The organism is Ruegeria sp. F5 (assembly GCF_056533845.1).
Genome location: NZ_JBQFOU010000002.1, coordinates 267817 through 286909 on the forward strand (window position 1 = coordinate 267817; position 19093 = coordinate 286909).

The 19093-nt window shown below is 59.4% G+C and carries 20 protein-coding genes; 8 read left to right on the forward strand and 12 right to left on the reverse strand.

Annotation, left to right across the window (positions count from 1 at the left end; genetic code table 11):
- Positions 1 to 72 precede the first annotated feature (72 nt).
- Positions 73 to 960, reverse strand: a complete 888-nt coding sequence (locus ACR0K1_RS03700; RefSeq protein WP_480613729.1) for a DMT family transporter — start codon at positions 958 to 960, stop codon at positions 73 to 75.
- A gap of 421 nt (positions 961 to 1381) precedes the next feature.
- On the opposite strand from ACR0K1_RS03700, the gene ACR0K1_RS03705 reads away from it, so the two are divergent.
- Positions 1382 to 2641 (forward strand): DEAD/DEAH box helicase, encoded by a 1260-nt coding sequence (locus ACR0K1_RS03705; protein ID WP_480848817.1) that lies wholly within the window; start codon positions 1382 to 1384, stop codon positions 2639 to 2641.
- 52 nt (positions 2642 to 2693) lie between these two features.
- Here the strand turns inward: ACR0K1_RS03705 and mltG are convergent, their stop codons facing one another.
- The 7 genes from mltG to fabD form a co-directional block, all read right to left on the reverse strand.
- The gene (gene mltG, locus ACR0K1_RS03710; RefSeq protein WP_480848819.1) at positions 2694 to 3851 is read right to left on the reverse strand and encodes an endolytic transglycosylase MltG; all 1158 of its coding nucleotides are present in this window, start codon (positions 3849 to 3851) and stop codon (positions 2694 to 2696) included.
- Positions 3852 to 5117 carry a beta-ketoacyl-ACP synthase II gene (gene fabF, locus ACR0K1_RS03715; RefSeq protein ID WP_480613723.1) on the reverse strand — a complete coding sequence of 422 codons (1266 nt, stop codon included), beginning with the start codon at positions 5115 to 5117 and terminating at the stop codon, positions 3852 to 3854.
- A 208-nt stretch (positions 5118 to 5325) separates the two neighbouring features.
- On the reverse strand, positions 5326 to 6069 hold the full coding sequence (locus ACR0K1_RS03720) for a 1-(5-phosphoribosyl)-5-[(5-phosphoribosylamino)methylideneamino]imidazole-4-carboxamide isomerase (RefSeq protein ID WP_480613722.1): 744 nt from the start codon (positions 6067 to 6069) through the stop codon (positions 5326 to 5328).
- 123 nt (positions 6070 to 6192) lie between these two features.
- Complete coding sequence (locus tag ACR0K1_RS03725; RefSeq protein ID WP_480613720.1) at positions 6193 to 6732, reverse strand: GNAT family N-acetyltransferase; 540 nt, start codon at positions 6730 to 6732, stop codon at positions 6193 to 6195.
- A gap of 137 nt (positions 6733 to 6869) precedes the next feature.
- The gene (locus tag ACR0K1_RS03730) at positions 6870 to 7103 is read right to left on the reverse strand and encodes an acyl carrier protein (RefSeq protein ID WP_039529899.1); all 234 of its coding nucleotides are present in this window, start codon (positions 7101 to 7103) and stop codon (positions 6870 to 6872) included.
- Positions 7104 to 7313: 210 nt separating this feature from the next.
- Positions 7314 to 8051: a 3-oxoacyl-[acyl-carrier-protein] reductase gene (fabG, locus tag ACR0K1_RS03735; RefSeq protein WP_480613718.1), complete on the reverse strand. Its 738-nt coding sequence runs from the start codon at positions 8049 to 8051 to the stop codon at positions 7314 to 7316.
- 42 nt (positions 8052 to 8093) lie between these two features.
- Positions 8094 to 9032 carry an ACP S-malonyltransferase gene (fabD, locus tag ACR0K1_RS03740; RefSeq protein ID WP_480613716.1) on the reverse strand — a complete coding sequence of 313 codons (939 nt, stop codon included), beginning with the start codon at positions 9030 to 9032 and terminating at the stop codon, positions 8094 to 8096.
- A 175-nt stretch (positions 9033 to 9207) separates the two neighbouring features.
- Between fabD and ACR0K1_RS03745 the strand changes: the two genes are divergently transcribed.
- Positions 9208 to 10434, forward strand: coding sequence for a cytochrome b/b6 domain-containing protein (locus ACR0K1_RS03745; RefSeq protein ID WP_480848823.1), 1227 nt, complete (start codon positions 9208 to 9210; stop codon positions 10432 to 10434).
- 53 nt (positions 10435 to 10487) lie between these two features.
- Here the strand turns inward: ACR0K1_RS03745 and ACR0K1_RS03750 are convergent, their stop codons facing one another.
- Together ACR0K1_RS03750 and ACR0K1_RS03755 are read right to left on the reverse strand one after the other, a co-directional pair.
- A complete protein-coding gene (locus tag ACR0K1_RS03750) occupies positions 10488 to 11060 on the reverse strand; it encodes a YceI family protein (protein ID WP_480613712.1) in 573 nt (190 codons plus the stop codon).
- 126 nt (positions 11061 to 11186) lie between these two features.
- Complete coding sequence (locus ACR0K1_RS03755; RefSeq protein ID WP_480613710.1) at positions 11187 to 11633, reverse strand: hypothetical protein; 447 nt, start codon at positions 11631 to 11633, stop codon at positions 11187 to 11189.
- A 358-nt stretch (positions 11634 to 11991) separates the two neighbouring features.
- On the opposite strand from ACR0K1_RS03755, the gene rpsF reads away from it, so the two are divergent.
- The 6 genes from rpsF (at position 11992) to ACR0K1_RS03785 (ending at position 15755) form a co-directional block, all read left to right on the forward strand.
- Positions 11992 to 12345 (forward strand): 30S ribosomal protein S6, encoded by a 354-nt coding sequence (gene rpsF / locus ACR0K1_RS03760; protein WP_480613708.1) that lies wholly within the window; start codon positions 11992 to 11994, stop codon positions 12343 to 12345.
- Positions 12346 to 12373: 28 nt separating this feature from the next.
- Positions 12374 to 12601 carry a 30S ribosomal protein S18 gene (gene rpsR / locus ACR0K1_RS03765; RefSeq protein ID WP_005982441.1) on the forward strand — a complete coding sequence of 76 codons (228 nt, stop codon included), beginning with the start codon at positions 12374 to 12376 and terminating at the stop codon, positions 12599 to 12601.
- A 12-nt stretch (positions 12602 to 12613) separates the two neighbouring features.
- Positions 12614 to 13234 (forward strand): 50S ribosomal protein L9, encoded by a 621-nt coding sequence (gene rplI, locus ACR0K1_RS03770; RefSeq protein WP_480613706.1) that lies wholly within the window; start codon positions 12614 to 12616, stop codon positions 13232 to 13234.
- A 152-nt stretch (positions 13235 to 13386) separates the two neighbouring features.
- Positions 13387 to 13866 carry a transglycosylase SLT domain-containing protein gene (locus ACR0K1_RS03775; RefSeq protein WP_480613704.1) on the forward strand — a complete coding sequence of 160 codons (480 nt, stop codon included), beginning with the start codon at positions 13387 to 13389 and terminating at the stop codon, positions 13864 to 13866.
- A 225-nt stretch (positions 13867 to 14091) separates the two neighbouring features.
- Positions 14092 to 14793, forward strand: coding sequence for an autoinducer binding domain-containing protein (locus ACR0K1_RS03780; protein WP_480613702.1), 702 nt, complete (start codon positions 14092 to 14094; stop codon positions 14791 to 14793).
- Positions 14794 to 14900: 107 nt separating this feature from the next.
- Positions 14901 to 15755, forward strand: coding sequence for an acyl-homoserine-lactone synthase (locus ACR0K1_RS03785; RefSeq protein WP_480613700.1), 855 nt, complete (start codon positions 14901 to 14903; stop codon positions 15753 to 15755).
- A gap of 96 nt (positions 15756 to 15851) precedes the next feature.
- On the opposite strand, the gene tig is transcribed toward ACR0K1_RS03785, so the two are convergent.
- Positions 15852 to 17183, reverse strand: coding sequence for a trigger factor (tig, locus tag ACR0K1_RS03790; protein WP_480613940.1), 1332 nt, complete (start codon positions 17181 to 17183; stop codon positions 15852 to 15854).
- Between the two features lie 179 nt (positions 17184 to 17362).
- Positions 17363 to 18943, reverse strand: a complete 1581-nt coding sequence (locus tag ACR0K1_RS03795) for an NAD(P)H-hydrate dehydratase (protein WP_480613698.1) — start codon at positions 18941 to 18943, stop codon at positions 17363 to 17365.
- Positions 18944 to 19093: the final 150 nt, after the last annotated feature.

Genomic DNA, 19093 nt, shown 5'->3' on the forward strand with positions numbered 1-19093 from the left:
CCGGCGCAACGGGCACCGTGCGACGTGATCAGAAATGCGCACGTTTTGTTAAGTCAAATGACCCAAACGGCGTCACCCTCTCACGATCTCCAACAGCGCCGCACTTACGATAAGCGTTGCGCCCGTGAACTCGCGCACCCCGAACGGCTCGCCCGAAAAAACCGCGGCTGAGATCAGGCCTACCACGACCTCGCTCATCAACAACAGCCCCACACGGGCCGGAGAAAGCTTGGTCGCGGGCCAGATCGTCAGAAATATCATCGGCAAAGTGTACAGGGCCGAAAGCAAGGCAAACGGCACAATATCCCGCGCAAAACTACCCTCAACGATTTGCAGAAGCGGACTGGAACTGAACGGTAAACTGACCAGAGACAGGACCAGCGCGCCAGAAAGGAAAGCGAAAACCTGACCGGGGACGGTAATGCCTCTGGTTCGATACAAACCAAGCGACCCAACGGCCCAGGCCATGCCGGAAATCAACGCCAGCCAATCCCCGACATTGCGCGGCCAGGGAATGATCTGCTCGCCGCCCAGCACAATGACCAACCCCGCCAGACCGCATACCAACCCAAGCACACGCGTGGGCCCCAAACGCTCGCCAAGAAAAACGAGACCCAGCAAGGTGCCCCAGACCGGGGTCAGATAAAACAACAGGATCGAGCGTACGACGTCTGTATAAACCAGACTGATCGTGAACAGGCTGAACGCGGCTCCGGTAAACATGCCGCTGAAAATCAGGCCCCGCCAGTCCGAGAAAAGCGACTGCGGCTCACGCCAAAAAAGCGGCAGCAACGCAATCAGGGCCGAGGCATACATGACAATCCCCGGCCACGGGCCGCTTAGCCCCTGATCGACAAAGTAGCGCACCGGGATCCAATACAGGCCCCACATCATGCCACCGACAACAAGGGCGATGCTGGCCACCCTCAGGTTAGCTCCATGCACATTTTCGATTGTCATCGCAAACCCTGAAAACGAAACATCGGTTGAGCGCCGGACCCGGCGCATCGCCGGTGACTGACCCCAAGACACTTGGAAGCGAATGACCCAATCGGTGCAAAAACGCCAGCCAAAAGTTGTTGCGGTCGCACCAGTTGCCTCGGGCGTGAAGAAAGCCAACGCTTGACAATCCCGCCCGAAACCCGCAATAGCCCGCCAAACAGCGCTGACGCGTGAGCTTTCCCGGGTCGAAAACTGGCCCCACAGCGCCCACACACCTCCAGTTCCCCTTCACGCAGGGTTCTTGACGCGATGGCCGGATGCCGCAGGAACCGCCTGCCTGTCCCGAGGTCTCGCACAACCCCTGCGGGTCGCGCATGATGCGTGGCCCATTAAAAGTGCCTGCTGGCGTATCGGCGTCAGGGGCCTAAAGGATAGTTATTTGTTCGACTTCGACATGCTCGGCCTTGCGCCGGCACTGAATGACGCTTTGAAACGCGCGAATTTCACTCAACCCACCCCGATTCAGAACCAGGCCATCCCGCTTGCGCTGAACGGTCACGACATTCTGGGCCTTGCCCAGACCGGCACCGGCAAGACACTGGCCTTTGGCCTGCCGCTGATCGACCACCTGCTGGCGCAACCCGGCAAACCCGCGCCCAAGACCGCCAAGGCCCTGATCCTTGCCCCCACGCGTGAGTTGGTGAACCAGATCGCCGAAAGCCTGCGCGCCCTGACGCAAAAGACCAAACTGCGGGTCGCGACCGTTGTGGGCGGGCAGTCCATCAACAAGCAGATTTCGTTTCTGTCTCGCGGCACGGACATCCTTGTCGCAACACCTGGCCGCCTGATCGACCTGATGGATCGCGGCGCGGTCGACCTTGGTTCGGTCCGCCATCTGGTGCTGGACGAAGCGGACCAGATGCTCGATCTGGGGTTCATCCACGCCCTTCGCAAAATCGCGCCTCAACTCGGAACGCCGCGCCAGACGATGCTGTTCTCGGCCACCATGCCCAAGCAGATGGAAGAGCTCAGCCGCGCCTATCTGACCAACCCGCAACGGGTGCAGGTCTCTCCCCCCGGCAAAGCCGCAGACAAGATCACGCAATCGGTTCACTTCGTCAGCAAGCCTGAAAAACCGGCGAAGCTGCGCGAGATTCTGTCTCAGGACATGGACGCCCTGACACTGGTTTTCTCGCGCACGAAACATGGTGCGGAAAAGCTTATGAAAGGGCTTGTGGCCGATGGGTTTAACGCCGCGTCGATCCATGGCAACAAAAGCCAGGGCCAGCGCGACCGCGCCATCAAGGCGTTCCGGGCCGGGGAAATCAACGTCCTCGTCGCAACCGATGTCGCCGCACGCGGCATTGATATTCCGGGCGTTGCCTATGTGATCAACTACGATCTGCCCGAAGTGGCCGACAACTATGTCCACCGCATCGGTCGCACCGCCCGCGCCGGGCGCGAGGGCGAAGGCATCGCCTTCTGTTCCGCGGAAGAGGTCGATCTGCTGCGCCAGATCCAGAAGCTGATGAAGATCGAGATTCCGGTGGCCAGCGGCACCCAACCCGAAGCGGTTGAACCCAAGAAACCTGCGCGGCGTCAGAACCACCGTCGTCGTGGCCCGAAACCGCAAGCCGCCAACGGCGATTCCAAACCGTCGTCGAAACGCCGCCGCCCCCGGCGCCGGCCCGCTGCATAAACAATAAAGGGCGGTGTTCTGACACCGCCCTTTTTTATTCAAACCTGCGGATTTAGTTGCCCGAGTTCCTCTCGGCCTCAATCTCTCGCCATTTGGCGACGTTCCGATTGTGCTCTTGCAGCGTTTCGGCGAATGCATGCCCGCCCGTTCCATCCGCTACGAAGAACACATAATTCGTCGCGTCGGGGGCAACAGCCGCCTCAAGGCTCGCCTGTCCCGGATTGGCAATCGGGGTTGGCGGCAGACCGTCAATCACGTAGGTATTCCAGGGCGTTGGACGGCGCAATTCGCTACGGCGCAAACCACGGCCCAGCACGCCCTGCCCCTTGGTAACACCATAAATCACCGTCGGGTCCGTTTGCAGTTTCATGCCCTGACGCAGGCGGTTCACAAACACGCTGGCCACCTGACCGCGTTCCTCCGGCACCCCGGTTTCCTTCTCGATGATCGAAGCAAGCACCAGCATTTCTCCGGGGTTTTCCAAAGGCAGATCATCTTGACGGCTCTCCCACACGGCGTTGATCCGCAGCTGCTGTTTGTCCTGCATCGCCTGCAGCACCGCACTCCGATCATCGCCCGGTTTGATGTCATAGCTGTCAGGGGCAAGCATCCCCTCGGCGGGAATCTCGGCAATCTCACCGGTCAAAGCTTCAAAGCCTTTCAGCGCGTCAACCACTTGCCACGAGGTCACGCCTTCGGCGACCGAAACCCGATAGCGGGTGTCCGCCTCGGCACGCTTTTCGGTGTAGGCCTCGGGGATCTCCTTATCCGTTGCATCAAACAAAGCAATCTGGTCAAAATCCAACGTAGCCGGGTTCAACTCGCGCACGCGGGTCTGAACGCGCGTGACACCGATCCGATACTCGATCTCGGACCCGCAGGTGCTGACACCGCTGCTGGTGATCTCATCGATGATCTGCTCCATCGACGCACCTTCGCGAACCAGAAAGCTGCCCGCCTTCAACTGCGGAGCCTTGTCCGTATAATCCGCCGCCATCCGGAAGATCATCGCGCTGCTGACAGCCCCCTGATCTTCAAGATCGCGGCTGACGCGGGTCATAGTCGACCCACTTTCCACTCGAAGGCAGATGGCGGTTTCCAGCGGGCCTTCGGCCTTGTACTGCGTCTGGCCCCACAGGATCAGGCCGCCCAGCAAAAACATGCTGACCACCAGAATAGTCAGCGCGTTCGATGCCAAGGCCCGCCACATTTAACTGACCTTTCCGAAGATCACGCTGGCATTGGTGCCGCCAAACCCGAACGAGTTCGACAGCGCCACGTTTATCTCACGCTCGCGTTTCGCGTTGGGCGCCAGATCAATCGGAGTTTCCACGGCAGGATTGTCCAGATTGATCGTCGGCGGCGCGACCTGATCCCGGATCGCCAAGATCGAAAAGATCGCTTCGATCGCACCTGCGGCACCCAGCAGGTGCCCAGTGGCCGATTTGGTCGAGGTCATGGTCGCATTGGCCGCGTGATCGCCCAGCAGACGCTCGACCGCACCCAGTTCAATCGTATCCGCCATGGTCGAGGTGCCATGCGCGTTGATGTAATCCAGATCCGTGGGTTCCAGTCCGGCGCTGCGCAGCGCCGCTTTCATCGACCGCTCGGCCCCGTCGCCATCTTCGGACGGCGCGGTGATGTGATAGGCATCGCCCGACATCCCATAACCCAGCACCTCGGCATAGATTTTCGCGCCGCGCGCCTTGGCGTGCTCGTAATCTTCCAGAACGACGATGCCGGACCCTTCGCCCATCACGAACCCGTCGCGATCAATGTCATAGGGGCGGCTCGCCTTTTTCGGGTCATCGGCATATTTGGTCGACAACGCCTTGCACGAGTTGAACCCGGCGATACCGATTTCACAGATGCAGCCTTCACCACCACCTGCGATCATGACATCTGCGTCACCCGCGCGGATGATCCGGCTGGCATCTCCGATGGCATGCGCCCCGGTCGAACAGGCGGTCACGACAGAATGGTTCGGCCCTTTAAAGCCAAACCGGATCGACACCTGCCCCGACGCAAGGTTGATCAGCGCGCCCGGAATAAAGAAGGGCGAAACCCGGCGCGGGCCCTTGTCGCGGATCAGATTCGCGGTTTCCGCAATGGACCCAAGCCCGCCAATCCCCGAGCCGATCAGAACGCCCGTACGCAGCCGCTCCTCTTCATCCTCGGGCAGCCAATCCGCGTCCTTGCAGGCCATTTCTGCTGCAGCGATGGAATAGAGGATAAAATCCTCGATCTTGCGCTGCTCTTTTGGCGGCATCCAGTCATCGGGATTGAACGTACCGTTTGTACCGTCGCCGCGCGGCACCTCGCAGGCATAGGTGGTTGTGACACCGCTCGCCTCGGCATCGAACAGGGTGATCGGGCCTGCGCCGGATTCCCCGTCCAACAGACGCGACCAGGTTTCCTCGACCCCACTGGCCAAAGGAGTGACCAATCCCAGACCGGTAACAACGACTCTGCGCATGAAGTGCCTCTTGCCTGCTTCCTGTTATGAGAACCGCTCTTACCCCGGCGCAGGGGGCGGGGGCAAGAGCAACAGCGCAATCCGCACTCTCCTGCGCACGCCGATAGCTGTTGAAGCAAATGGATAACGACCCAAATCCGCCGGCCCAACGCAAATGCCGCCCCTTTCGGTTTCCCGAAGAGACGGCATTTATCCGGCGTTATGAACCTTACTGGAACTGCGCCACCGGCTCATGTGCGCCGGTTGTGACCGCAAGCGCCTCGTGCAAATCCACCGTCTTGCGGAACAGCGCCCGCCCGACAATCGCACCGGCAATGTTGGGAATATACGCCAGCCGCGAGATATCATCGACCGTTCGCACCACACCACTTGCAATCACCGGCGTCCGCGAATGCTGCGCCAGACCCGAGATCAGGCCCAGCTGCGCCTCGACATCTTCCATGTCGCTGTCGATATCGGTCACCAGAAGGGCCGCGAACGGCGTACCCGCAAAGGCATCGATGAACGCTTCGGGGGTGAACGCGCTTTGGCTGCGCCAGCCTTCCGTCATCACAAAGCCCTGCCACACGTCCACGGCAAGCACGATCTGATCGGGATAAAGCTTGGCCAGTTCCTTGACCAGGTTCGGGTCCCAGGCGGCCAGCGTACCGATCACGACACGTCCAACGCCCTTGCCGATCCAGTGCTCTACCTGCTCGCGGGTGCGCATGCCGCCCGCCAGTTGCACCGACATTTCGGATGTCCGAATAATCTCTTCTATAAGCTCGGCATTGGTGTCCCGGCCTTCGATCGCATCGAAATCCGTCAACTGCATCCAGTCAGCCCCGGCCGCAGACCAACTGCGCGCCGTCTCTGCCGGGTTTACATGCCAGATCATCGCATCTTCCAGACGGCCCTTGTCCAGCGTAACGCACCGGCCGTTCTGCAGTTCCATCGTGGGGTAAATCCTCATGAGCCTGGTCCTCCGCTCAATCGCTTTGCAAATCCAGCATATCATACAAGCGGATCGTACGTGTGATTGGACTGGGATCGGCACAGTTTGGTCTTTTTGCGGCATGTGCAATGCCCGGCGGATTTACGCCCGGGTCGGAGGACCGTTCCGCCGCAGCAGATGCACAGGCGTTCCCTCGTACGTTTCTTCGCGCATAACGACATAGCCCAGTTTTTTTGCGAGCTTCTGCGAAGCGATGTTGTTTGCATCAACCATTGCAACCAACCGCCCCGGAATGACCCTGTCGAACCAATCATGCGCCGCCTGCACGGCCTCATGGCCGTAACCTTGCCCCTGCATATCAGGTGCCAGAACCCATCCGGCCTCGGGGAAGGCGTCAAAATCGTCACCCAAAGAACGGTTGCCATAGAAGAACCCGGCCTGCCCGATCAGCGTGCGATTCGATTGCAACATCACGCCCCATTGACCAAACCCTGTCATCTGCCAGTGCCCGGCATTGCGCAGAAATTTGTCCCACGCCTCGCCCCGCGTTAGCGGTGAGCCGGTAATATGACGTACGACACAAGGGTCCCGCCAAATCTCGGCGAAGCGGTCGAAATCCTCGGGACGCATCGCGCACAGCGTCAACCGGGAGGTATTGATCATCGGGGTGGATCTTATCATGGTCTGTCCACTGGGAATTATGCCTCAGTGGAAACAGTGCTAAGCCAAAAAGCGTTACGCAAGCGTGAATCTTTGGCAAACAAAAAAAGCGGCGCCCCCGTTGCCCGGAAGCGCCGCTTTTTCAGACTTCGAAACGCTTAGGACGCTTCGGTGATAAACTTGACGGCGTCGCCAAAGGTCTGGATGGTCTCGGCTGCGTCATCGGGAATCTCGATGCCGAACTCTTCTTCGAAGGCCATGACCAGCTCGACGGTGTCCAGGCTGTCTGCGCCCAGATCATCGATAAAGGACGCGTTTTCCGCGACTTTATCTTCTTCGACACCCAGGTGCTCAACAACGATCTTCTTAACGCGATCTGCGACGTCGCTCATATCAATTCCTCATTCCGTTTCAGGGCGCTGTGCCCGGTTCTGCCCTTGCCCGCGCGGGGTGGCCTTGATTTGCCCGTTCCGGGCGGTTTGGGTCCCGTGTCAGCGGGAAAGTAGAAGGCCGACCTGAACAACCGGCCCCTGTTTGAATGCGCCGCCTATAGCACAGACAACGCCCAAGGCAAACGCTTTCGCACCTGCCTCGTGTCGCGGTCACAACATGGCCATACCGCCGTTCACATGCAAGGTGCTTCCTGTCACATAACCCGCTTCGGGGCTTGCAAGATACACGACTGCCGCCGCGATTTCCTTGGGATCACCCATGCGACCCGCAGGAACTTTGTGCAACAGACCCTTCTTCTGTTCCTCTGTCAGCTTCTCGGTCATCGCGGTCGTGATAAAGCCAGGGGCCACGGCGTTCACGGTTATACCGCGCGTGGCAACCTCATGGGCCAGTGCCTTGGAAAAGCCGATCATTCCGGCCTTTGAGGCCGCATAGTTGGTCTGCCCCGGATTGCCGATCGCCGCCACGACAGACGAGACATTCACGATCCGGCCCCAGCGCGTTTTCATCATGCCGCGGATGACGCCTCTGCACAGCTTCATGGTCGAGGTCATGTTCACATCGATAACGCTCTGCCATTCTTCATCCGACATGCGCATGAACAGATTGTCCCGCGTGATCCCGGCGTTGTTGACCAGAATGTCGACCGACCCCATCGCCTCGGCAGCCTGCTTTGGCAGTGCGTCAACGGCATCCGAGTCACTCAGGTTGCAAGGCAGCACATGGGCGCGCTCTCCCAGTTCATCGGCCAGCGCCTGCAGCGGCTCGACCCGGGTGCCGGACAGACCGACCGTGGCTCCGGCCTCATGCAGCGCGCGGGCGATGTCGCCGCCAATTCCGCCCGAAGCACCGGTGATCAGCGCGTTCTTACCAGTCAAATCAAACATTCTGTTTCCTTCGCACTGCGCCCCGTGGGGGCGCGTTTGTCCTCACGAATCGGCCTGAACAGCCTTTTGTACATCCTCGGGCGTACTCACCGCCTTGCCCGCCACGGCGCGGTCGATCTTGCGGATCATACCAGACAGCGCCTTGCCTGCACCAATCTCCCACGTCTCGGTGACGCCCTGCGCCGCCATATACTGAACGCTTTCCCGCCAGCGGACCGAGCCTGTGATCTGCTCGACCAGCAATTGCCGGATCAGGTCCGGGTCACTGACCGCTTCGGCGCGAACATTGGCGACCAGCGGGACGGCAGGCGCTTTGATTTCAACCGCAGCCAGGGCTTCGGCCATGACATCGGCGGCGGGCTGCATCAGCGCACAATGGAACGGCGCGCTCACCGGCAGCATAACCGCCCGCTTGGCGCCTTTTTCCTTGGCAATCTCAGCCGCGCGTTCAACGGCAGCCTTTGACCCCGACACCACGACCTGAGTCGGATCGTTGTCGTTGGCGGCCTGACACACCTCGCCCTGCGCCGCCTCTTCTGCAACGGCGCGCACCGCATCCAGATCAAGCCCCAGAATGGCAGCCATCGCGCCCTCACCCACCGGAACGGCGCTCTGCATCGCCTGCCCGCGCGTCCGCAAGAGGCGTGCGGTGTCGGCGACGCTCAACGCCCCAGCGGCAGCCAAGGCCGAGTATTCCCCCAGCGAATGCCCCGCCACAAACGCTGTATTTGTGACCGGAACGCCCTCGGCCTCAAGCGCGCGCACCGCCGCCATCGAGGTTGCCATCAGCGCCGGCTGCGCGTTCTGCGTCAAAGTCAGATCGGCGATGTCGCCTTCCCAGATCAGGCTGCTCAGCTTTTCCCCCAGCGCCTCGTCCACCTCATCGAAAACGGCCTGTGCGGCGGGATATGCCTCGGCCAGGGCCTTGCCCATTCCGATGGTCTGGGCGCCCTGCCCCGGAAAAACGAACGCGAGTGTCATTGCAACCTCATGGATGACGTTAGGTTGCGGCGGGGTGTAAACTGACTGGGCACGCGGCACAAGCGCTGCGTTTGCTCTGCATTCGGGCACCGGTGTTGTGCGCAACCTCCTACTTGTGTCCCGTCCGCGCCGCTTTAGGTTGGTCGCAACCGACCAACCCCGGAGCGTTCGATCAATGGCCCTGACCAACACTTTCTCCAGCTACGGCAGCGTGACCAAGACCTTTCATTGGCTCATCGCATTGCTGATCTTCACGGCGCTGCCTCTGGGCTGGATCGCAAACAACCTGGCCCACGCGATCTATGACCCGAACATCCCGACGACCGAGGCGGATATCGCCCTGGCCGCGCGTCTGTTCACGATCCACAAGACAGTTGGCGTTACCGTTTTCTTTGCCGCCCTCGCCCGCATCCTGTGGGCGCTGTCGCAACCCAAACCGGGGCTCTTGAACGCAGAAAACAAGCCCGAGGCCTTCGCGGCCGAGACCGTGCACTGGATGCTCTACGCCTCGCTGGTACTGGTGCCTCTGACCGGATGGATCCACCACGCCGCCGCCGAAGGGTTTGCCCCGATCTTCTGGCCCTTCGGCCAGAACCTGCCCTTTGTGCCGAAATCCGCGCATCTGGCCGAGCTTACGGCGGCGCTGCACTGGCTTTTCATCTGGGTTCTGGCCGGTTCGCTGGTGCTGCACATCGCGGGTGCCCTGAAACATCACGTGGTCGACAAAGACAGCACCTTGCGCCGCATGCTGCCCGGCCAGTCCGATGCCCCCCAGCCCCCGAGCCAGAAACACTCGGCTGTGCCCGCGCTGGCTGCGATTGCCATCTGGGGTGCCGTGCTGGCAGGCGGTTGGAGCATGGGGGTCTTTTCCCATCACTCGACCGCAGCGACAGACACAGCCGAACTGGCCGAGGTTCAGTCGGACTGGCAGGTACAGGACGGCACGCTGTCCATTACCATCACCCAGCTTGGCAGCCCTGTCACCGGCAGCTTTGCCGACTGGACCGCTGCGATTGCCTTTGATGACCCTGCCGAACCCGGACCGGCAGGGTCCGTCGATGTGAACATCGCCATCGGGTCGCTCAGCCTGGGCACGGTGACCGATCAGGCGATGGGGACGGATTTTTTCGACAACGGCCAGTTTCCGACGGCCAGCTTCAAGGCTGACCTGTTCAAAACGGAAACCGGCTACGAAGCCCGAGGCCCGCTCACAATCAGGGATAAATCTCTGGATGTCGTGCTGCCCTTCACGCTGGAGATGCAGGACGGCACCGCAATGGTAGCCGGAGAACTGGAACTGAACAGGCTGGATTTCAACATCGGCGCCTCAATGCCCGCCGAGGATTCATTGGCCTTTGCAGTGAAGGTCGCAATCGAATTGACCGCGACACAAGGCGAATAAAAAGACCGCCGGGGCAAGGGCCACCGGCGGTTTCGCTGTTTCGGGGAACAGATTTAATCGGCCTTTTGCGCCTCGACCGAGATCTGAACCTGAACCTCATCGCTGACAAAGGGTGCGAACTGGCCCAGATCAAATTCGCTGCGGGTCAGGGTCGTGGTTGCGTTGAACCCGGCCCACGGCTTGTTGGCCATCGGGTGTTGATCCACCTTGTTGAGCTTGGCGTCCAGAACAATCGATTTGGTTACGCCGTTCATGGTCAGATCGCCGGTGATGTTGGCGGTATTCTCGCCTGTCACTTCGATTCCGGTTGAGGTGAAAGTGATCAGATCGCCTTCGGCAGCACCAAAGAAATCCTCGGTCATAAAGTGCTCTTCGCGCGGCTTCCAGCCAGTAAGCATCTCAACCACCGGCATCGACACGCTCACGGTCGATGCGGACGGATCTTCCTGGTCGAACATGATCTCGCCCTCAAAGCCCGAGAACATACCGGTGGTGGTTGAAAACCCAAGGTGGTCATAGCTGAAAACAACCTGACTGTGGCTTGGGTCAAGAACATATTTTTCGGCGCTCGCAAAAGCCGTGGTTGCCGACACGGCCAGAGCAGCAGCAAGAAGGATGGGTTTCATGACAATCTCCGCGTTTTTGTGGATGCAAACCAGTTTGGGTTGCTCAAAACAAAAATGTGCCGCCTAAGGGCGGCACACAAGTTTTTTTAGTTCACAAACTCTGTTCCTTTTTGAACAGAATAAATCTCAGGCGAAAATTGTTACGCTTTGGCTCAACTGACCTTTCAGCGCGCGGCTGACATCCGCCGACTGCAGGGGCAGTTTCATCAACAGGCTGCCATCGACGTCATACAGCTCGACATCATCATCCGAGAAGCGGGCACCGCCCAGCGTATCGTATGCACGGCGCAATACTGTTTGCGGGCGTCCCTCATCATTCTTTTGAAGCACGCGGACTTCGCGGCGGATGGGGTCAAAATAGGCGTCAGGCCGCGGGTCCAGAATTTCGACGGTCATCAGGCTGACACCGATAATCAGAAACAGCATCGATGCCGCCAGCTTGATAGGCCAGACATCTGCGCCGATGACCGATCCGGGCATCAACCACATGGAGAATGCGGCCAAAATCATAAACACGCCGATGATGCGGGACAGTACCTGCCGGGCTTTCCAATTCGGTGCGAAAGCAATCATGACCGGCACGGAGTTTTCAAAACGTGCGCCGGACGTCTTTTCCTGAAAAGTGTTTGTGTTTGTAGCGGTCATAACATTTTTACCCTGCATAAGGTTACCGTCATTAGTGTTGTCCGTTCCGGTTAATATCCGGTATACGAAACAACTTCGGGGTGAAAAGCGTCAGGAATTGGGCGCGGCAATGGAAATTGGGCGACTTCACAAGGGCATCTGTGGCAGGGCTTGCCCCCCCGCCATAAACGTGTATATGGGGCCATCCTTCGCAAACGACATGAATCGCGCAGCCTCTCGTGGCAGGGTCGCGAAGGACCATTTGGCCCCGCCTTTGAAATGCGCCTTGATATAAACAGGAGTGCACATGCCACTGTATGAGCATGTAATGATCGCGCGTCAGGATTTGTCCAACGCGCAGGCAGAAAGCCTTGTCGAACATTTCGGTACCGTTCTGGCTGACAACGGCGGCAGCGTCGTCGACAGCGAGTACTGGGGCGTCAAGACGATGGCTTACAAGATCAACAAGAACCGCAAGGGCCACTATGCCTTTCTGAAGACCGACGCCTCTGCTGGCGCGGTTCAGGAAATGGAACGCCTGATGCGCCTGCACGAAGACGTCATGCGCGTTCTGACCATCAAGGTCGATGAACATGCCGAGGGCCCGTCGGTCCAGATGCAGAAGCGCGACGAGCGCGAAGGCCGCCGCGAGCGCCGCTGATCAACGCCTGAGAAAAGGACACTAAACCATGGCCGCAAAACCATTTTTCCGCCGCCGCAAGGTCTGCCCGTTCTCGGGCGACAACGCGCCGAAGATCGACTACAAAGACACCCGTCTGCTGCAGCGCTACATCTCTGAGCGCGGCAAGATCGTTCCGTCGCGTATCACCGCCGTTTCGGCGAAAAAGCAGCGTGAACTGGCCCGTGCTATCAAGCGCGCGCGCTTCCTCGCCCTGCTGCCCTACGCCGTGAAGTAAGGAGAGACTGACATGCAAGTTATCCTGCTGGAACGCGTTGCGAAACTGGGTCAGATGGGCGACGTCGTTGACGTCAAGCCCGGCTACGCCCGCAACTTCCTGCTGCCCCAGGGCAAAGCGCTGAGCGCGTCCGAGTCGAACATCGCCTCGTTCGAAGCCCAAAAAGCGCAGCTCGAGGCCCGCAACCTGGAAACCAAGAAAGAAGCTGAAGCACTGGCTGAAAAGCTGGACGGTCAGCAGTTCATCGTGATTCGCTCGGCATCGGATGCCGGTGCTCTGTACGGCTCGGTCACCCCGCGTGACGCCGCAGACGCCGCGACCGAGGCTGGCTTCACCGTCGACAAGAAGCAAATCGCCCTGATCGCTCCGATCAAGGAACTGGGTCTGCACTCGCTGGCAGTCAAGCTGCACCCCGAGGTTGAAGTCGAGATCAAGATGAACGTCGCCCGTTCGGAAGAAGAAGCCGAACTGCAGGCCTCGGGCAAATCGATTCAGGAACTGGCTGCTGAAGAAGAAGCCGCCGCCGAATTCGAAATCGCCGAGCTGTTCGACGACATCGGTTCCGCTGCTTCGGAAGACGAAGATCTGGTTGCAGAAGAAGCACCCGCCGAAGAAGACGAAGCCAAAGCCTGATCCGGCTGACAGCTACAGAATTAAAAGGCCGCGCCGATTTGCGCGGCCTTTTTTTCACCAGCGCACCAGCGAATTTCAGCCAGAATTTCCGGCAACAGTTGCGGTCAGAAACCCACCCCCTATCATCGGCTCTCGGACTTCGGAGAAACCCTATGCCCCAACTACTTCGCCGCAGCGTCTTGGCCTTTCTGCTCATTGCGCCACTGGCGGCGTGCGGCGGTCCCGGCAATCAAACAGCCGCGCCGTTCGACCCGCCGCTCTACCCCAATGAAACGCCCGAACTGCGCGCATCGATCAACAAATGGGCGGATCACTACGATGTGCCGCGTGAGTTGGTCCACAAACTCGCGATCCGGGAAAGCACCCATCGGCCCTGGGCGGTGAACCGGCCGTATTACGGCCTGCTGCAAATCCTGCCGGCCACCGCACGCTCGATGGGGTACAAGGGCGACGCGAACGGGTTGCTGGACGCGGACACGAACCTGGAATTTGCCGGGAAATACCTGCGCGGCGCATGGCTTTTGTCGGACGGAGACCAGCAAAGAGCGATATTTCTCTATGCCAAAGGCTACTACCCCGAAGCCAAAGCCCGGGGAATGTTGGTCGAGACGGGTCTGGAACCTGCGCCCTAGCGGTTCTGCCCCCTGGATCACCGCAAAAAATCGCAGTAGTGACAAATTTAACTCTAATGAAAGCTAACAGACACGCTAAATGTACGCACATTAAGAGCGTTGTCTTGTCATAGTCAAAAAAGTGTGATGTTGTTTTCGCCGTGAGGTAAATTGGGTTCCACTCTAAGTCAAGTTAAAGCTCGGCGACACCACCGAGCTAAGATGGGCCGCAGCTGGTAGGCGCGCATGGAAATCTTCGATCTGAGCACTCTGCCGGATTCAGAAACTCGATATACCGAGTTTCTTCACCAGGTCTGCGAAAAGCATGACATGGACCATGCAGCCTATGCCGGTATGAACCCCGCAGCGGGGACTGTGGCCGGCTACGTCACCTACGACGATGCCTGGAAAGAACACTACCAGAATCAGGGCCTGATCATGATCGACCCGACCATTCACATGGCGCGTCGTAGTATCGCCCCCGTGGATTGGAGCCGTCTCGAGCGCAGCCCCGATTTTCAGCGCGTTTTCAGGGATGCCCATGATTTTGGCCTTCCCAGTCAGGGTGTCACAATTCCCGTGCGCGGACCTTATGGTGATATCGGCTTGCTGAGCGCCACACGGGAATGCAGCAAGGAAGAGTGGAAAAAGCTCTTTACCCACGTGATTGCCGACCTGCAGTCGATGGCGGTGCATATTCACGACAACGTCGTCTCCTCGGACGATTTGACCGGTGCCCTGTACCATCCGACCCTCTCGACGCGCGAGGCAGAGATCCTGCAATGGGTCGCGGCGGGCAAATCCCAGCAGGATATCGGCGATATTTTGTCGATCTCACACCGCACCGTAGAAGTTCACTTGCGTTCCAGCCGGGAAAAGCTTAGTGCACTCACCACCCCGCAGGCCGTCGGGCGCGCAGTGGCAATTGGGCTTATTACCCCAGGTTAAACACAAAATTGGCCGAATTCCGTCAAAATACGGGAAACCCCCAATAGAAATTCTCCCCCAAGCCGGTAACGTCTGGTTTACCGAACAACCACTCGAAGGGGGTAGAAATGATCATCGTGGTAGATGGCCTGAACAAACACATGTTCAGCGACGTTCTTGACGAGATGTACGAGTTGAGAGCACGAGTATTTGGCGGTCGCCTTGGCTGGGACGTCAAAATCGAAGACGGCAAAGAGATCGATGAATTCGACCATCTGGACCCGGCATATGTAATCGGCCTCGACGACGGGGGGAATGTCGTCGCAGCCGTGCGTGCCCTCCAGACCACCGGACCGCACATGCTGTCCGACGTATTCTCGGCCATTCTTGACGGCGAAGCACCTTTGCGCAGCGCAACCATGTGGGAATCCACCCGGTTCTGCGTCGACACCCAGCGCCTCACACGCGGGAAAGAGAAAAACTCGGTTTCGTACGCCACCTGCGAACTGATGATCGGTTCGCTTGAATATGCCCGCAACTCGGGCATTCAGGACATCATCACCGTCATTGACCCGGTCATGGACCGCGTCCTGAAACGGTCGGCCTGTGCACCTTATGACTATGTCGGGAAAACAGTCCCGATGGGCAAAGTTGCCGCTCTGGCCGCCCTGCTGGATTGTACCGAAGAACGTATCTCGGCCGTCCGCGACTTCGCAGGCATTCACGAGGATGTATTCCTGGAAGAAGAAACTGCGCTGGAATTGTTCAATTCCAAGAGAGCCGCAGAAATCAGCCCCGCCAACCGGGACCACAAACCGCTTACCGACCTCGAAAAGTACTTTGTCGAGCAGATGAGCGCGGCGCGGACCGAGGCGGAACGGCAGGATGTCCTGAAACTGATCGAGGCGCTGACCGACACCTTCACGCCCGAACAGAAGACCGCTTTATTGCAGACCCCCCGTGCTTTTGCTCATGAGGCCTGACCCCCTCACCTCATAGAGAAAAGCCACCCTAGCGGAGCCACCGAATTCCCGGTGGCTCCGTTTTATTTTGCCCCCACCATAAGGGGCGGAAGAGGATTACTCCTCTTCCAGTGCCTCAACGGCTTTTTGCAGATCGTCCTTGCTGACTTCCTTGTCTGCGACCTGTGCCAGTTCGAACACATAGTCCACAACTTTGTCTTCAAAGAGCGGCGCGCGCAGTTGCTGCTGCATCTGGGCATTCTGCTGCACGAACTCAAAGAACTGACGTTCCTGACCCGGGTACTGACGCGCCTGGTTCATGATCGCCTGAGTCATTTCGGCGTCCGAAACTTCGACCTCGGCCTTCTGGCCCAGTTCCGCCAGCAGCAGGCCCAGACGCACGCGGCGTTCCGCCAGTTTGGTGTGCTCTTCGGTGGGCTCGACCTCGGCGTGGTCGTGGCCTTCAACCTCGGGGTTTTCCTCGTGCCACAGCTGATGCGCGATCTGCTTGGCCTCGGCCTCCACCAGTGACGGCGGCAGGTCGAACGAAACCTTCTCGTCCAGCACATCCAGCAGCGCACGCTTCATCACCGCGCGCGAGGCACCTGCGTATTCGGCTTCCAGACGCTCGGAAATCTGCGTCTTGAGCGCGGCCAGATCCTCGGCACCAAATTTCATGGCCAGATCGTCATTGACCTCGGCTGCAACCGGTTCCTTCACCTCTTTTATGGTGCAGGTGAACACGGCGTCTTTACCGGCCAGATGCTCGGCGCCGTATTCTTCGGGGAAGGTCACGTTGACGTCTTTTTCTTCCTCGGCCTTCACACCAACCAGTTGCTCTTCAAAACCGGGGATGAAGCTGTTCGAGCCCAGAACCAGCGGGTAATCCTCGGCCGAGCCGCCTTCGAACTCTTCGCCGTCAACCTTGCCGACAAAGTCGAACACGATCTGGTCGCCGTCCTTGGCTTTCGACCCCTTGCGGCGCACTTTGAAGTCCTGCGCGGTTTCGGCAAGATTGTTCAGCGCTTCTTCGACCGCCGCATCGTCTGCCTTGACGATCAGCTTTTCCAGCTCGACCGATTTCAGGTCCACCTCGGGGATTTCCGGCAGCGCCTCATAGGACATCGCGACCTCGACATCGTCGCCTTCTTTCCAGTCCTCGTTGGTCATCTTGACCTCGGGCTGCAGGGCCGGACGCTCGCCGCTGTCCTCAAAGTGCTTGTTCATCGCGCCGTCGATGGATTCCTGCATCGCTTCACCCAGCAGGCGCTGGCCAAACTGCTTTTTCAGCAGCGCCATCGGCACCTTGCCTTTGCGGAACCCCTTCATCTCGACTTCGGGCTGCGCTTCGGTCAGTTTCTCATTGACCTTCTCGTCCAGCTCAGCCGCGGTAACGGTGATGTTGTAGCCGCGTTTCAGACCTTCGTTCAGCGTCTCGGTAACCTGCATTATGGTAGTCCCCATAGGATTCGGGGCGCGCAAAACGGCGCGCCGGGCAAATTTGAGGCCTTCTATTTGCCCAGCCCCCCGCGTGCAAGGGGCAACTGTTCAATCCGCTTTGTTTTGCCCGGCTTTTGGCCAAAAATAATGGTGAACGGGCCCAGTCTACCTTCCAACCGGCAAGGCGTTCAGGCTTCTATCTTCCGCAAGACGGATGGTAGTTGCTCGGGCAAATCCTCGGCAATCAGACCCGGCCCAAAGCTCCGCGCACATTCCACATGCAGCCACGCGGCGGTTTCCGCCGCCTGCATCGGGCTGAACCCGCGCGCAAGCAGTCCGGTGATGAACCCCGCCAGCACATCACCTGACCCTGCCGTGGCCAGCCACGGGGCCGCGCGTTCATAAAATGCCGCGTTGACCGAGCACCGCCCGTCCGGTGCGGCAATCACCGTGTTCGGCCCCTTGAACAGAACCACGCACCCCGCCCTTTCGGCAGCCTCACGCGTGGCATCCACCTTGGAATAGGCTGGCCCTTTGGTCGGCACGACTGCCAGCTTCTCTGCAGTATCCGGAAACAGCCGCGCAAATTCCCCACCATGCGGGGTCAAAACGCAGTTCTCATGCAGTTGCGCAAACAGGGCGTCGGGCTCATCCGCAAACGCCGTCAGCGCGTCAGCGTCCAACACCGTCGCGCGCTTGGCCTCAAGGGCGACTGGCACCAGTTCCCGCGCCCGCTCCAACCCCAAACCGGGCCCGAGGCACAAGGCATTCAACCGTTCGTCCGAAAGTACGCTGGCCAGACCATCCGCCCCCTCAACCCGCTGCAACATAACGGCTGTCACCTGCGCCGCCACCTCAAGCTGCGCAGCAGGAGACACGCCTAAGGTCACCAGCCCCGCACCGATCCGCAACGCCCCCCGCGCCGCCAGACGCGCTGCGCCGGTTTTTGCCGGGCCACCCGAAAGGATCAGGGCGTGGCCGTGGGTGTATTTGTGCTCCTCTCCCTCCTTTTGCAGCGACGCGATCAGACCAGTTTCAATCAGCCCGACGCTGCTGCCACCCACGCCGTCCAACCCGATATCGACACTTCGCAGCGCTCCGCAATACTGTGGTCCATCCTTAAGGAACTGCCCCAAGCGCATCCGATGAAAGGTGACGGTCAGAAAACCATGTACTGCACCAAACCCAGCACTCAAGGCACGGCCACTGTCCATGCAAAGACCGGTCGGCGCATCAACGCAAACCATGCGGCCAAAAGTTTCGCCCGCCACGTATAACTGCACCAACGGTTCCAGAATCTCCGCCGCCGGAGCCCGCGTCAGTCCCGCCCCGAATACCGCGTCCACGTACAGATCGCGCCCAGACAGGTCAGCGACAGCAGATGCGGACCAGAGTTGAACAACCCCTGCTTCACACCACCGCTCATAATTCACCCGCGCATCCGGCGGCAGCTTCTCCGGATCGCCATACAAAAAAACCTCCACTTCCCAACCCAACTCGCGCAGCAACCGCGCGACCACAAATCCGTCTCCGCCATTGTTCCCGGGACCGCATAGTACCACGGCACGCAGCGGCCCCTCTTCATCTTTTTGAAAATACTCCGGGGGTGCGGGGGCTGGCCCCCGCTGCAACTCCGGCCACTCCTCGAAAACCGCCTCGACGACACCTCGCCCGGCCCGCTCCATCAACTCCAACCCGGTTACCTCACCAGACTCGATTGCGGCCTGTTCGATGGCCCGCATCTGCGCGGCTGTCAGCAATTCCGTCATCTCAAATTCCTTAGGCGATTCAATTCTGATTACTTTTTGTGCAAATCGATCAAAATTTAACCCACCGCCTGTTTTCTCCGCACCACGGCGCGGCCAATTTCGCATTCAGATTGCCGCCCGATCTTAGACGTGGTCACTGCCATCCTGACA

What these genes read in the sequence shown, in the direction of transcription:
- ACR0K1_RS03750 (WP_480613712.1), bottom strand. Translation starts at nt 11,060, where the DNA reads ATGAAACCCATCCTTCTTGCTGCTGCTCTGGCCGTGTCGGCAACCACG.
- rpsF (WP_480613708.1), top strand. Translation starts at nt 11,992, where the DNA reads ATGCCACTGTATGAGCATGTAATGATCGCGCGTCAGGATTTGTCCAAC.
- ACR0K1_RS03730 (WP_039529899.1), bottom strand. Translation starts at nt 7,103, where the DNA reads ATGAGCGACGTCGCAGATCGCGTTAAGAAGATCGTTGTTGAGCACCTG.
- rplI (WP_480613706.1), top strand. Translation starts at nt 12,614, where the DNA reads ATGCAAGTTATCCTGCTGGAACGCGTTGCGAAACTGGGTCAGATGGGC.
- ACR0K1_RS03745 (WP_480848823.1), top strand. Translation starts at nt 9,208, where the DNA reads ATGGCCCTGACCAACACTTTCTCCAGCTACGGCAGCGTGACCAAGACC.
- ACR0K1_RS03795 (WP_480613698.1), bottom strand. Translation starts at nt 18,943, where the DNA reads ATGACGGAATTGCTGACAGCCGCGCAGATGCGGGCCATCGAACAGGCC.
- ACR0K1_RS03725 (WP_480613720.1), bottom strand. Translation starts at nt 6,732, where the DNA reads ATGATAAGATCCACCCCGATGATCAATACCTCCCGGTTGACGCTGTGC.
- ACR0K1_RS03780 (WP_480613702.1), top strand. Translation starts at nt 14,092, where the DNA reads ATGGAAATCTTCGATCTGAGCACTCTGCCGGATTCAGAAACTCGATAT.
- mltG (WP_480848819.1), bottom strand. Translation starts at nt 3,851, where the DNA reads ATGTGGCGGGCCTTGGCATCGAACGCGCTGACTATTCTGGTGGTCAGC.
- fabF (WP_480613723.1), bottom strand. Translation starts at nt 5,117, where the DNA reads ATGCGCAGAGTCGTTGTTACCGGTCTGGGATTGGTCACTCCTTTGGCC.
- ACR0K1_RS03755 (WP_480613710.1), bottom strand. Translation starts at nt 11,633, where the DNA reads ATGATTGCTTTCGCACCGAATTGGAAAGCCCGGCAGGTACTGTCCCGC.
- ACR0K1_RS03720 (WP_480613722.1), bottom strand. Translation starts at nt 6,069, where the DNA reads ATGAGGATTTACCCCACGATGGAACTGCAGAACGGCCGGTGCGTTACG.
- fabG (WP_480613718.1), bottom strand. Translation starts at nt 8,051, where the DNA reads ATGTTTGATTTGACTGGTAAGAACGCGCTGATCACCGGTGCTTCGGGC.
- ACR0K1_RS03700 (WP_480613729.1), bottom strand. Translation starts at nt 960, where the DNA reads ATGACAATCGAAAATGTGCATGGAGCTAACCTGAGGGTGGCCAGCATC.
- fabD (WP_480613716.1), bottom strand. Translation starts at nt 9,032, where the DNA reads ATGACACTCGCGTTCGTTTTTCCGGGGCAGGGCGCCCAGACCATCGGA.
- ACR0K1_RS03775 (WP_480613704.1), top strand. Translation starts at nt 13,387, where the DNA reads ATGCCCCAACTACTTCGCCGCAGCGTCTTGGCCTTTCTGCTCATTGCG.
- rpsR (WP_005982441.1), top strand. Translation starts at nt 12,374, where the DNA reads ATGGCCGCAAAACCATTTTTCCGCCGCCGCAAGGTCTGCCCGTTCTCG.
- tig (WP_480613940.1), bottom strand. Translation starts at nt 17,183, where the DNA reads ATGCAGGTTACCGAGACGCTGAACGAAGGTCTGAAACGCGGCTACAAC.
- ACR0K1_RS03785 (WP_480613700.1), top strand. Translation starts at nt 14,901, where the DNA reads ATGATCATCGTGGTAGATGGCCTGAACAAACACATGTTCAGCGACGTT.